The following is a 12470-nucleotide window of genomic DNA, read 5'->3' as shown; positions in this document are numbered from 1 at the left end:
GCTTTTTTTTTTTGTTTTGTGGTGTTGTTTTTTTTTTTTTTTCCGGTCGTGTTTTTGCGGGTGGTTGGGGGGGGGGGGGGGGGGGGGGGGTGGGGGGGGGGGGGGGGGGGGGGGGGGCCCCCCCCCCGCCCCGGGTGGAGAGAGGACCGGTGGGTCCTCAGACCGTCATCAGACGGTCGCGGAGTACTGGCTGTCCTTCATGAGGAAGGTCGCCAGCGGCTTGCCGTCGCCCTTCGACATCGCCGAGAAGGTGATGCCGAGCTGGGAGGCGGCCTTGCGGGCCAGCTTGATGTCGTCCGTGGCGGTGACCTGGCCGCGCGGGATGATGAAGCGGTACTTCACCGCGGTGGTGCCACCGGCCTTGACGTCGGTGAACTCCAGGCCGAGGGCGCGCACGTCCGCGAACGGACGCTCGGCGATCTCGTACCGGTAGGTGTCGACGGCCGGGGTCGGCTCGGCCTTCACGGCGTCGCCGCCCATGAAGAACGGCAGCGTGTCCTCGTTGAACTGCAGCAGCGAGAACTTCAGCGACAGGTCACGGGCCGAGTAGATGTAGTGGACCGGGGAGACCGACTGCCACGAGTCGATGGCCTCCAGCTTGTCCTTCTTCGAGAACGTGACGCCGTCGCCGGAGGTGAAGCCGAGGTCCTTCCAGCCCGCGCCGGACCAGTCGGCGGCGGAGTCCGTGCCGAAGGTGGCCGGGAGGGAGGTGCCGGCATCGGCGACGTAGAGCTTGCCGACGCCTGCGACGCGGATTTCGGCAGAGTTGTTTCCAGCCATGGTGGGGTTTCTCCTTGATGAGAGGGGGTGAGGGCACCGCCCCGGGACCGGACTGTTCCGGCTCCGGGTACGGCAAAGGCCCCGCCGGATGGGCCGGCGAGGCCTGGTCTGTGGGGGCGCCGGGGGGCGCCGGGGAGTGCCCGAGGGATGGCCGGGGCGCTCCGGGGCGAGCGTCTTCGGCGGAGCCGCCGTGGGGCACGGGGCGGACCGCCGGGGCGCTGGAGGTCTAGAAGACGTTCAGCGAGAGCTGGATGACGCAGAGGTAGCGGTTGGCGCCGCGGTAGAGGTAGTCGGGCAGCCAGCGGGGCCCGTCCTGCTCTTCGACGTCGGCGACGAAGTTCGCGCCGAGCTGCTTGCCGATGGTGGCGAGCAGCGCCCGCCGGGCCGCGTTCGCGATGACGTGGGCCTCGGTCTTGCTCGGCCCGTACACCTCGAACTCGATCAGCGGCTTGTCGACGTGCAGGTCGCCGATCCAGGCGCCGCCGCGGCGGTTGACCAGGACGGCCTTCTGGGTGCCGTCGAAGCCGGCCGGTGCCTGGGCGGCGATCGTGACGCCGGCGAGCGCCGGGTCGGCCTTGAGGACGTCGACGACCAGCTTCTCGACGTCCGGGAACGCACTCGGGGGAGTGGTCATGACGGTTCTCCTCGGTGGAAGGGGAGCGCGGGACGGGTGGTGCGGGGGGCCGCCCGGGGCGCTCGACGCGGGGAAGGGGGCGGGGGCGCGGAGCGCTCCCGGACGGCGTACGGCGGAGCCTGCGGCCCGTCTCGCGGGCACAGCTCCGCCGCTGCACCAACTGTGACAGACGAGCGTGCGCGCACGCAACTAGTTCGGTGACCGATTTCGGAATCCGTCGTCCGTGGAGGCGTGACGCGTGGTCTGACCTGCGGAAACGGGGTTTCGATGCCGGTCGCGGCCAGATAGGTTGGGGCTCCCGAAACCCGATGAGGAGCCGCCCGTGACCGCCGTCCCCGACGCCCGACCCCGTCTCCTCTACGTCACCGACCTCGCCTACCCGGCCCGCGGACGCCGCTACTGCGACGAGGACATCGACCTCACCGCCCGGCTGCGCGGGGCCTTCGACCTCGCCCTGTGCCACCCGCGCGACGCCGCCGCCCTCATGGACGGCTTCGACGCCGTCGTCGTCCGCAACAGCGGCCCCGTCCTCCACTACCAGGAGACCTACGACGCCTTCCGCGCCCGGGCCCGCGCCCTCGGCACCCGCGTCTACAACCCGCTGCACGGCCGCGGCGACATGGCCGGCAAGCAGTACCTGCTCGACCTCACCGCCGCCGGACTCCCCGTCATCCCCACCGTCGACCGCCCCGAGCACCTCGACCGGCTCCCCGCCGCCGCGGCGTACGCCGTCAAGCCCAAGGCCGGCGCCGACTCCATAGGCCTGGAGTTCGTGCCGTACGAGCGCCTGGCTGAGCTCTCGTACGGCGACGTCCTCGTCCAGCCGCGCGTCGACTTCCGGTACGAGGTGTCCTTCTACTTCGTCGACGACCGCTTCCAGTACGCCCTGTACGCCCCCGACCCCGAGCGCCGCTGGGTCCTGGAGCCGTACGAGCCCGCCGAGGCCGACCTCGCCTTCGCCCGCCGCTTCGTCGACTGGAACACCCTCGACCACGGCATCCAGCGCGTCGACGCCTGCCGCACCCGCGAGGGCGGACTGCTCCTCGTCGAGCTGGAGGACCTCAACCCGTACCTGTCGCTGGACCGCGTGCCCGAGCCGGTCCGCGAGCGCTTCGTCGAGGCCATGACCGACTCCCTGCACGACTTCCTGCGGGCATGACGACCGACTTTCCGCACGACGCCCCGTGGGCATGACGAAGCGCCCCGTGTCTCATGCGAGACACGGGGCGCTTGTGTACGTACGGGGGGGGTGAGCTCAGGCGGTACGGGGCTTCCGCCGCGCCGCGCGCTCCGCCGCGAAGACGTCCTCCAGGCGGAACAGCTGCGCCCGGCCCGCCTTGCCGGCCGCGCGCAGGTGGCCCAGCTGGACCCACTTGCGGATCGTCGCCGGGGCGACTCCCGCCTCCTCGGCGGCGAGCGGGCCCGGGATCAGCGCCGGCAGGGACAGCGGCAGGGCCGTCGAGCTCAGCATGAGGTCTCCTTCGTGTCGTCCATCGCGGCTTCGATCTCCTCCGTGCGCGCCCCCGACGCGTCCGCGAGCTCCGTCCACTCCTCCTCCGGCCACAGGTGCCGGTAGGACGGGTCGTCCTGGCAGCCGCACGCCTCGTCCGTGCACACGCACGCCGGATTGACGCACAGCACCGCCCGCCGGTCCGGGAAGGCCCGCAGCGACACGGAGTCGCACCACGGGCAGCGCCCCGAGACCCGGACGACCGTCTCCGCCTCGCCCAGCGTGCGGGCGCAGCGGCGCGCCATGCGGCGGATCTCGTCCCGCACGTGCCGGGCGAGCACCGGGTGGCCGGCGATCTCGTCGAGCAGCCCGACGACCCGGCGCAGCCGTTCCACGACCCCGGCGCGGCGCGGGCGCGGCAGCCCGAGCCGCGCGCAGACCGCCTCCTCCAGCTCCACCACGCCGTCGGTGATGTCGCGGATCGCGTCGGAGATGTGCAGCCGGATCGGCGCCGCGCCGTGTCCGGGCACCGCCAGGCCGTGCCGCTGTTCGAGCAGCAGGGCCTCGCGCCGCTCGGCACGGATCAGCTCGTCCCGGCCCGGGTGCGGCGCCCGCGGCGCGGACCCCGCGGGCGCCGTGCGGCCGGGCGCCAGCTCCTCGGCGAGCTCCGGGAACTGTCGTACGAGGGAGGCGGCCCACAGCACGACGTCGCGCAGCACCCGCTCGTCGGCGACGTGACCGCGGTCGGGGCCGGCGGCAGCGGTGGACGCGGAAACAGAGGCAGGGGCAGCGGCAGAGGCGGGGGCGGCGGAGGCGACGGTGGCGGCGGTGGTGGTCCCGCCCGGTCGCGGCGTGCGCTCAGCCACGGGTGCTCCCGGCGAGGACCGGCGTCGGCGCGGCCGGCTCCAGCGTCGCTCCCGCCGCGTCCAGTGCCGCCGCGAGCTCGTCGGCGGCCGCCTGGCCCCTGCGTCGGCGCGGCTTCACCGGGCGGCCGTTGCGCCACAGGCGGCCCGCGCAGACGCCGTCGAACCAGCTCTCGGCGGGAGCGACCGCCGCCTCGCACTCCCGGCTGACGGGGCAGACGGCGCAGGCGCGCAGCGCCGGGGCCGCCTCCTTGCCGCGGCGGGAGAAGACGACGGACGGGGAGAGGCCGGCGCACGCGGCGGCGGCCTGCCATGGGTTGGTGTCGGGCTGGTGCAAGGTGGGTCTCCACGTTCCGGGCCCCGCTGCCCCTGGGACCTGTGGGGTCCCTGGGACTCGTGAGGCCGACGAGTGCGGCGCTCAGCAACATAGACATGTTGCGTGCGAGCTCGCAACTAGCTTCGTGAAGCCCTCTTCACCGATTCGACACGGTTGCGTGCACGAAAGCACGTAATTCTGTGCGCGCAAGCACGCTAAAGTAAGGGGCCCGAAGGGTGGGGGAGTAAAAGGGAGAGCGGTACACATGAGCACTCAAGGGCTCGACGAGTTCGCGGGATGGGTCGAGGGCCTGATGCGAGCGCGCGGCTACGACATCGACAGCCCCCGCGGTGGCGGAAAGTCCCGGATCGCCGACGAGGCCGGCGTGCACCGCGCGGCGGTCACCCGGCTGCTGCAGCGGCAGAGCATGCCCGACCTGGAGACCATGCGCAGGATCGCGCCACTTCTCGGGGTCTCCGTCCGCGACATGCTGATCCGGTCCGGGCGCGTGACCCCGGAGGAACTGCCGGTCGCGGCGGACCTGCTGCCGCCGGGCGACTGGCAGCCCACCATGGAGGACTTCGCGCGCTGGCTCGGCGTCCCCGACGAACGGATGGACGTCTTCGTCAAGGTCGTCAACCAGTTCCTGGATCACCCGGAGGCGGAGGCCGGCGAACAGCGGCCCGCGGGCGAGTCCCGCCGCGCCGCCCAGGACTGACCTCGCGCCCGACCCCCGCACTCCACGCCGGCCCCGGGCGGATGCCCGGGCCGGGCCGCGGACCCGGGGTGCCTCGGCGTCGAGCCGCGAGCCCCCGGCCTCCGCGCGCCCGTCGCCGGCGTGTTCTCCCACGTCGGCCGGGCGCTCTGCGCGTGGGCATTTGTTTTGACCGGAGTGCATGCGATAGGTACGCTCATGCCTTGTGCCTGGGGTGTGCCCGGAGCCGTGTGCGTGTCCTCAACCGCACGTCGGATCCGAGACCGGCCACCGCAATCAGCGCCCGTTTCCGCCACCGGCGGAGGTCCGCGCGATTCGACACACCCGACCGCGTGGGTCGGCGACGTTCCAGGTTAGTTGTACCGAACGGCACACAGAAACCGGAGAAGTAGTGCCTACGATCCAGCAGCTGGTCCGCAAGGGCCGGCAGGACAAGGTCGAGAAGAACAAGACGCCCGCACTCGAGGGTTCCCCTCAGCGCCGTGGCGTCTGCACGCGTGTGTTCACGACCACCCCGAAGAAGCCGAACTCGGCCCTCCGTAAGGTCGCGCGTGTGCGTCTGACCAGCGGTATCGAGGTCACGGCCTACATCCCGGGTGAGGGCCACAACCTGCAGGAGCACTCCATCGTGCTCGTGCGTGGTGGCCGTGTGAAGGACCTGCCGGGTGTTCGTTACAAGATCATCCGCGGTTCCCTCGACACGCAGGGCGTCAAGAACCGTAAGCAGGCTCGCAGCCGCTACGGCGCCAAGAAGGAGAAGTAAGAATGCCTCGTAAGGGCCCCGCCCCGAAGCGCCCGGTCATCATCGACCCGGTCTACAACTCTCCTCTTGTCACCTCGCTGATCAACAAGATCCTGCTGGACGGCAAGCGTTCCACCGCCGAGCGCATCGTCTACGGCGCCATGGAGGGCCTCCGCGAGAAGACCGGTGCTGACCCGGTCGTCACGCTGAAGCGCGCCCTCGAGAACGTCAAGCCGTCCCTCGAGGTCAAGTCCCGCCGTGTCGGTGGCGCCACCTACCAGGTGCCGATCGAGGTCAAGCCCGGTCGCGCCTCCACCCTCGCGCTGCGCTGGCTGGTCGGTTACTCCCGCGCCCGTCGCGAGAAGACCATGACCGAGCGCCTCATGAACGAGCTCCTCGACGCCTCGAACGGCCTCGGTGCTTCGGTCAAGAAGCGCGAGGACACGCACAAGATGGCCGAGTCCAACAAGGCCTTCGCGCACTACCGCTGGTAGTCGCAACCCACATCGAGACCGAGAGAAGACTGAAGCCTTATGGCTACCACTTCGCTTGACCTGGCCAAGGTGCGCAACATCGGCATCATGGCCCACATCGACGCGGGCAAGACGACCACCACCGAGCGGATCCTGTTCTACACCGGTGTCTCGTACAAGATCGGTGAGGTCCACGACGGCGCTGCCACGATGGACTGGATGGAGCAGGAGCAGGAGCGCGGCATCACCATCACGTCCGCCGCGACGACCTGCCACTGGCCGCTCGAGGACGTCGATCACACGATCAACATCATCGACACGCCGGGTCACGTCGACTTCACCGTCGAGGTGGAGCGTTCGCTGCGCGTGCTCGACGGTGCTGTCACGGTGTTCGACGGCGTGGCCGGCGTCGAGCCGCAGTCCGAGACCGTCTGGCGTCAGGCGGACCGCTACGGCGTTCCGCGCATCTGCTTCGTCAACAAGCTCGACCGCACCGGTGCCGAGTTCTTCCGCTGCGTCGGCATGATCGAGGACCGCCTCGGCGCCCAGCCGATCGTGATGCAGCTCCCGATCGGTGCCGAGGCCGACTTCCAGGGCGTCATCGACCTGGTCCGCATGAAGGCCCTCGTCTGGTCCGCCGAGGCCACCAAGGGCGAGATGTACGACGTCGTCGACATCCCGGACACCCACACCGAGCTCGCCGAGGAGTACCGCGGCAAGCTGCTCGAGGCCGTGGCCGAGAACGACGAGGCGATCATGGAGCTGTACCTCGAGGGCGAAGAGCCCTCCGAGGAGCAGCTGTACGCCGCCATCCGTCGCATCACCATCGCGTCCGGCAAGTCCAAGGACACCACGGTCACCCCGGTGTTCTGCGGTACCGCGTTCAAGAACAAGGGTGTTCAGCCCCTGCTCGACGCGGTCGTGCGCTACCTCCCCTCCCCGCTTGACGTCGAGGCCATCGAGGGCCACGCCGTCAACGACCCGGAGGAGGTCGTCAAGCGCAAGCCGTCCGACGACGAGCCGCTGTCGGCCCTCGCGTTCAAGATCATGAGCGACCCGCACCTCGGCAAGCTCACCTTCGTCCGCGTGTACTCCGGTCGCCTGGACTCCGGTTCTTCTGTCCTGAACTCCGTGAAGGGCAAGAAGGAGCGCATCGGCAAGATCTACCGCATGCACGCGAACAAGCGTGAGGAGATCGACTCGGTGGGCGCCGGCGACATCATCGCCGTGATGGGTCTCAAGCAGACCACCACCGGTGAGACGCTCTGTGACGACAAGAACCCGGTCATCCTGGAGTCCATGGACTTCCCGGCGCCGGTCATCCAGGTCGCCATCGAGCCCAAGTCCAAGGGTGACCAGGAGAAGCTGGGTGTCGCCATCCAGCGTCTCGCGGAGGAGGACCCCTCCTTCCAGGTCCACTCGGACGAGGAGACCGGCCAGACCATCATCGGCGGTATGGGCGAGCTGCACCTCGAGGTGCTGGTCGACCGCATGCGCCGTGAGTTCAAGGTCGAGGCCAACGTCGGCAAGCCGCAGGTGGCCTACCGCGAGACGATCCGCAAGGCCGTCGAGCGCGTGGACTACACGCACAAGAAGCAGACCGGTGGTACGGGTCAGTTCGCCAAGGTCCAGATCGGCATCGAGCCGATCGAGGGCGGCGAGACCTCGTACGAGTTCGTGAACAAGGTCACCGGTGGCCGCATCCCGAAGGAGTACATCCCTTCGGTCGACGCCGGCGCGCAGGAGGCCATGCAGTTCGGCATCCTCGCCGGTTACGAGATGACCGGCGTCCGCGTGATCCTGCACGACGGTGCGTACCACGAGGTCGACTCCTCCGAGCTCGCGTTCAAGATCGCCGGTTCGCAGGCCTTCAAGGAGGCCGCGCGCAAGGCTTCCCCCGTGCTCCTTGAGCCGATGATGGCCGTCGAGGTCACCACGCCCGAGGACTACATGGGCGAGGTCATCGGCGACATCAACTCCCGCCGTGGCCAGATCCAGGCCATGGAGGAGCGTCACGGTGCCCGCATCGTGAAGGGCCTCGTGCCCCTGTCGGAGATGTTCGGCTACGTCGGCGACCTCCGCAGCAAGACCTCGGGTCGCGCAAGCTACTCGATGCAGTTCGACTCCTACGCCGAGGTTCCGCGGAACGTCGCCGAGGAGATCATCGCGAAGGCCAAGGGCGAGTAACGCACCGCGTTTAACGCACTGCGTTCCCACGCCTTAGGCTTGACACCGACCGCCGGGGTCGGACCCGACAAGGGAAAGAACCCCGGCGGGCGGCACCCCAGCAAAGATCACCCTGGCGCCGATGAGTAAGGCGTACAGAACCACTCCACAGGAGGACCCCAGTGGCGAAGGCGAAGTTCGAGCGGACTAAGCCGCACGTCAACATCGGCACCATCGGTCACATCGACCACGGTAAGACGACCCTCACGGCCGCCATTACCAAGGTGCTGCACGACGCGTACCCGGACCTGAACGAGGCCTCGGCCTTCGACCAGATCGACAAGGCTCCTGAGGAGCGCCAGCGCGGTATCACCATCTCCATCGCGCACGTCGAGTACCAGACCGAGTCGCGTCACTACGCCCACGTCGACTGCCCCGGTCACGCGGACTACATCAAGAACATGATCACGGGTGCGGCGCAGATGGACGGCGCCATCCTCGTGGTCGCCGCCACCGACGGCCCGATGCCGCAGACCAAGGAGCACGTGCTCCTGGCCCGCCAGGTCGGCGTTCCGTACATCGTCGTCGCCCTGAACAAGGCCGACATGGTGGACGACGAGGAGATCCTGGAGCTCGTCGAGCTCGAGGTCCGTGAGCTCCTCACCGAGTACGAGTTCCCGGGCGACGACCTGCCGGTCGTCCGCGTCTCGGCGCTCAAGGCGCTCGAGGGCGACAAGGAGTGGGGCGAGAAGCTCCTCGGCCTCATGAAGGCCGTGGACGAGTCCATCCCGCAGCCCGAGCGTGACGTCGACAAGCCGTTCCTGATGCCGATCGAGGACGTCTTCACGATCACCGGTCGTGGCACCGTCGTCACCGGTCGTATCGAGCGTGGTGTCCTCAAGGTCAACGAGACCGTCGACATCATCGGCATCAAGACCGAGAAGACCACCACCACGGTCACCGGCATCGAGATGTTCCGCAAGCTGCTCGACGAGGGCCAGGCCGGTGAGAACGTCGGTCTGCTCCTCCGTGGCATCAAGCGCGAGGACGTCGAGCGCGGCCAGGTCATCATCAAGCCGGGTTCGGTCACGCCGCACACCAGCTTCGAGGCCCAGGCCTACATCCTGTCGAAGGACGAGGGTGGCCGTCACACCCCGTTCTTCAACAACTACCGCCCGCAGTTCTACTTCCGTACCACGGACGTGACCGGCGTCGTGACCCTCCCCGAGGGCACCGAGATGGTCATGCCGGGCGACAACACCTCCATGTCCGTCGAGTTGATCCAGCCCGTCGCCATGGAGGAGGGCCTCAAGTTCGCCATCCGTGAGGGTGGCCGGACCGTCGGCGCCGGCCAGGTCGTCAAGATCACCAAGTAAGTTCTCGCGAACTTCGGTGGTTTGACCTGGTAGCTCCTGGAGCTGCTTGAGAGGGCCCCGCACCACTTCGGTGGTGCGGGGCCTTCTGCTGTGTCCGCCGCCGCTGCCCCGCGCATACCCCACCCCCCTGTGCGGGAGTCGAACAGGCGTCCCGTAGCATGCCGCCGGTCAGGCGTGTCATGACCAATCAGGGGTGGAGACAACTTGAAATCGGGACGTCGAGCGCGTCGCACAACGGGCAGACGAGTACGCCGTACGGCACTGGGCGCCGCACTGGCCGCCGCCGCGGTTCTGGGCATCCAGAGCGTCGCGGGCGCCGGTGTGGGTACGCCGGTGGACGCCGACGGGAACGCGACCCGCGCGCAGAACGCCGCCACCAAGGGCGAAGGCCCCATCAAGAGCGAGGTCCAGAAGCTTCCGCTGACCGACCGCGGTCACGGCGAGGCGACGCTCACCAAGACCACCACCGAGCCCTTCGACCTGATGGGTGTGTCCTGGACGGACCCCGCGGCGAAGATCAAGGGCACCATCCAGGTCCGCGCGCGCAGCGCCGCCGACGGCACCTGGGGCGAGTGGCGGAACCTCGAGCCCTACCCGGCCTTCCTCGACGGCAAGCGCGCCGGTGCCCGCGGCTCCACCGAGCCCGTCTGGGTCGGCTCCGCCAACGGCGTCGAGGTCCGGGTCAGCGACGGCACCGCCAACAACGAGCTGCCGGACGGGCTCCGGGTCGACCTGGTCGACCCGAAGAAGGAGTCGACGGGCGACGCGAACGACGGAGGCTTCGACGCCGAGCCGGCCGCTTTCTCGGCGGACCTCCCGCCGACCACGCCCGGACCGGCGTCCACCGCGCCGCAGCCCACGATCGTCACCCGCGCCGAGTGGGGCGCGGACGAGTCCCTGAACAACGAGGGCCCGATCTACCTGCCCGGTGGCAAGATCAAGGCCGCGTTCGTGCACCACACCCCGGACATCACGTACGACTGCGCCGAGTCCGACGCCGTCGTCCGGTCGCTGCACGTCTACCACGTGAAGACCAACGGCTGGCGCGACCTCGGCTACAACTTCCTCGTCGACAAGTGCGGCAAGATCTTCGAGGGCCGCCAGGGCGGCATCGACCAGCCGGTCCTCGGCGCGCACACGTACGGCTGGAACAGCGAGTCGACCAGCGTCGCGATCCTCGGCGACCACACCACCGCGTCCTCGCCGGCCTCGGACGCCGCGCTCGCCTCGGCCTCCAAGGTCATCGCGTACAAGCTCGGCCAGTACGGGGTGAACCCGGCCGGCAAGGCCACGCTGACCGCCGGCGCCACGCAGAACAACTACTTCCGGCAGTCGTTCACCCAGGGCCAGACGTACGAGTTCGACGCCGTCTCCGGCCACCGCAACGGCTACAACACCCAGTGCCCCGGTGACGGCCTCTACCCGCAGCTGTCCACCATCCGCAGCTACGCCACCGGCTCCGTCAGCGGCCTCGGCATCAGCTCGGTGGGCGGCGGCGCGACCCGCGCCGGCACGGGTTACGAGACGCCCGGCCCGGTGAGCGTGACCTGGACGACCAGCACGCCGAACACCTTCATCCACAAGTTCGAGGTCCTGGTCGACGGCCAGACCGCCGTCACCACCGGCGGCGCCACCCGCTCCTGGTCCACCGTTCTCGGCAGCTACGGCGCCCACACCATCACGGTCCGCGCCACGCACACCTCCGGCAAGGTGACGTCCGCGCCGCAGATCACGGTCACCGTCCCCGGCCCGAAGACCTTCCAGCCGGTCACCCCGACCCGTCTGATGGACACCCGCGCGGGCCTCGGCGTGCCGAAGGCCAAGGTCGGCGCAGGCCAGGAGGTCGTCCTCCAGGTCACCGGCGCGAACGGCATCCCCGCCACGGGCGTGGGCGCGGTCGTCCTCAACGTCACCGCGACCAACCCGACCGACGCCAGCTTCGTCTCGGTCTACCCGAACGGCACCGACCGGACGAGCGCGTCCAACCTCAACTTCACGGCCGGCACGACCATCCCGAACCTGGTGACGGTCCCGGTCGTCGACGGCAAGGTGCGCTTCTACAACCGCAACGGCTCCGTCGACCTGATCGCCGACATCACCGGCTACTACGTCAAGGACGCGAGCGGTTCGACCCACAGCAACCTGGGTCCGCTGCGCATGATGGACACCCGCGCCGGTCTCGGCGTGCCGCAGGCCAAGGTCGGCCCCGGCGCGGTCGTCGACCTCCAGGTCACCGGCGCCCAGGGCGTCCCGGCGACCGGCGTCACCGCGGTCGTGCTCAACGTGACGGCGACCGCTCCGACCGCGGCGAGCTTCGTGTCCGTGTACCCGGCGGGGACGACCCGGACGAGCGCGTCGAACCTGAACTTCGTCGCGGGCCAGACGATCCCGAACCTGGTGATCGTGCCGGTCGGCGCCGACGGCAAGGTCAGCTTCTACAACCGTGCGGGCTCGGTCGACCTGATCGCCGACATCACCGGCTACTTCTCGACCGACCCGGCGGGCGCCTCGCACGTCAACCTGGGTCCGCTGCGGATGATGGACACCCGCGCCGGTCTCGGCGTGCCGAAGGCCAAGGTCGGCCCCGGCGGTGTCGTGTCGCTCCAGGTGGCCGGCGCCCAGGGCGTTCCGGCGACCGGCGTGAAGGCCGTGGTGCTCAACGTGACGGCGACCGCTCCGACGGCGGGCAGCTTCGTCTCCGTGTACCCGTCGGGCGAGACCCGGACGAGCGCGTCGAACCTGAACTTCGTCGCGGGCCAGACGATCCCGAACCTGGTGATCGTGCCGGTCGGCGCGGACGGCAAGGTCAACTTCTACAACAAGTCCGGTTCGGTCGACCTGATCGCCGACATCACCGGCTACTTCATCAAGTGACCTGATTCCAGGCCGACTTGAGGGCCCGCTTCCCGTTCCGGGAGGCGGGCCCTTCCGCGTGCGGGAGCCGCCGCCGGGCCG

The 12470-nt window shown here is 69.5% G+C and carries 12 protein-coding genes; 7 read left to right on the top strand and 5 right to left on the bottom strand.

The window, feature by feature from the left end; genetic code table 11:
• Positions 1–168 precede the first annotated feature (168 nt).
• Together ACFVGS_RS35235 and ACFVGS_RS35230 are read right to left on the bottom strand one after the other, a co-directional pair.
• On the bottom strand, positions 169–780 hold the full coding sequence (locus ACFVGS_RS35235) for a phage tail protein (protein ID WP_384421319.1): 612 nt from the start codon (positions 778–780) through the stop codon (positions 169–171).
• 226 nt (positions 781–1006) lie between these two features.
• The gene (locus tag ACFVGS_RS35230; protein ID WP_384421321.1) at positions 1007–1414 is read right to left on the bottom strand and encodes a hypothetical protein; all 408 of its coding nucleotides are present in this window, start codon (positions 1412–1414) and stop codon (positions 1007–1009) included.
• A gap of 322 nt (positions 1415–1736) precedes the next feature.
• On the opposite strand from ACFVGS_RS35230, the gene ACFVGS_RS35225 reads away from it, so the two are divergent.
• Positions 1737–2573 (top strand): hypothetical protein, encoded by an 837-nt coding sequence (locus ACFVGS_RS35225; RefSeq protein ID WP_384421322.1) that lies wholly within the window; start codon positions 1737–1739, stop codon positions 2571–2573.
• Between the two features lie 96 nt (positions 2574–2669).
• On the opposite strand, the gene ACFVGS_RS35220 is transcribed toward ACFVGS_RS35225, so the two are convergent.
• From ACFVGS_RS35220 to ACFVGS_RS35210, 3 genes are all read right to left on the bottom strand, one after another.
• Positions 2670–2885 (bottom strand): hypothetical protein, encoded by a 216-nt coding sequence (locus tag ACFVGS_RS35220; RefSeq protein ID WP_384421324.1) that lies wholly within the window; start codon positions 2883–2885, stop codon positions 2670–2672.
• Positions 2879–3583: a hypothetical protein gene (locus ACFVGS_RS35215; protein ID WP_384421373.1), complete on the bottom strand. Its 705-nt coding sequence runs from the start codon at positions 3581–3583 to the stop codon at positions 2879–2881. Before ACFVGS_RS35215 ends, ACFVGS_RS35220 begins: the two co-directional genes overlap by 7 nt.
• Positions 3584–3722: 139 nt before the next feature.
• Positions 3723–4064 carry a WhiB family transcriptional regulator gene (locus tag ACFVGS_RS35210; RefSeq protein ID WP_385696319.1) on the bottom strand — a complete coding sequence of 114 codons (342 nt, stop codon included), beginning with the start codon at positions 4062–4064 and terminating at the stop codon, positions 3723–3725.
• A 244-nt stretch (positions 4065–4308) separates the two neighbouring features.
• Here ACFVGS_RS35210 and ACFVGS_RS35205 point away from each other — a divergent pair, with 244 nt between their 5' ends.
• The 6 genes from ACFVGS_RS35205 to ACFVGS_RS35180 all read left to right on the top strand — a co-directional run bounded on the left by ACFVGS_RS35205 (position 4309) and on the right by ACFVGS_RS35180 (position 12389).
• Positions 4309–4761, top strand: a complete 453-nt coding sequence (locus tag ACFVGS_RS35205) for a helix-turn-helix domain-containing protein (protein WP_384421327.1) — start codon at positions 4309–4311, stop codon at positions 4759–4761.
• A 388-nt stretch (positions 4762–5149) separates the two neighbouring features.
• Positions 5150–5521 (top strand): 30S ribosomal protein S12, encoded by a 372-nt coding sequence (gene rpsL / locus ACFVGS_RS35200; protein ID WP_003948652.1) that lies wholly within the window; start codon positions 5150–5152, stop codon positions 5519–5521.
• Positions 5522–5523: 2 nt separating this feature from the next.
• Positions 5524–5994, top strand: a complete 471-nt coding sequence (gene rpsG, locus ACFVGS_RS35195) for a 30S ribosomal protein S7 (RefSeq protein ID WP_128985143.1) — start codon at positions 5524–5526, stop codon at positions 5992–5994.
• Between the two features lie 39 nt (positions 5995–6033).
• A complete protein-coding gene (fusA, locus tag ACFVGS_RS35190) occupies positions 6034–8160 on the top strand; it encodes an elongation factor G (RefSeq protein WP_384421329.1) in 2127 nt (708 codons plus the stop codon).
• Between the two features lie 161 nt (positions 8161–8321).
• Positions 8322–9515 carry an elongation factor Tu gene (gene tuf, locus ACFVGS_RS35185; RefSeq protein ID WP_128985141.1) on the top strand — a complete coding sequence of 398 codons (1194 nt, stop codon included), beginning with the start codon at positions 8322–8324 and terminating at the stop codon, positions 9513–9515.
• Between the two features lie 204 nt (positions 9516–9719).
• Positions 9720–12389 (top strand): N-acetylmuramoyl-L-alanine amidase, encoded by a 2670-nt coding sequence (locus ACFVGS_RS35180; RefSeq protein WP_385696315.1) that lies wholly within the window; start codon positions 9720–9722, stop codon positions 12387–12389.
• Positions 12390–12470 lie beyond the last annotated feature (81 nt).

Source organism: Streptomyces sp. NPDC127114 (genome assembly GCF_042677525.1).
Lineage (GTDB): Bacteria > Actinomycetota > Actinomycetes > Streptomycetales > Streptomycetaceae > Streptomyces.
The sequence above is the reverse complement of the archived record's forward strand: the minus strand, read 5'-3'. Positions and strand labels throughout refer to the sequence as shown.

Coding starts and splice junctions, on each gene's coding strand:
- ACFVGS_RS35235 (WP_384421319.1), bottom strand. CDS start 780: ATGGCTGGAAACAACTCTGCCGAAATCCGCGTCGCAGGCGTCGGCAAG.
- ACFVGS_RS35230 (WP_384421321.1), bottom strand. CDS start 1,414: ATGACCACTCCCCCGAGTGCGTTCCCGGACGTCGAGAAGCTGGTCGTC.
- ACFVGS_RS35220 (WP_384421324.1), bottom strand. CDS start 2,885: ATGCTGAGCTCGACGGCCCTGCCGCTGTCCCTGCCGGCGCTGATCCCG.
- ACFVGS_RS35205 (WP_384421327.1), top strand. CDS start 4,309: ATGAGCACTCAAGGGCTCGACGAGTTCGCGGGATGGGTCGAGGGCCTG.
- rpsG (WP_128985143.1), top strand. CDS start 5,524: ATGCCTCGTAAGGGCCCCGCCCCGAAGCGCCCGGTCATCATCGACCCG.
- fusA (WP_384421329.1), top strand. CDS start 6,034: ATGGCTACCACTTCGCTTGACCTGGCCAAGGTGCGCAACATCGGCATC.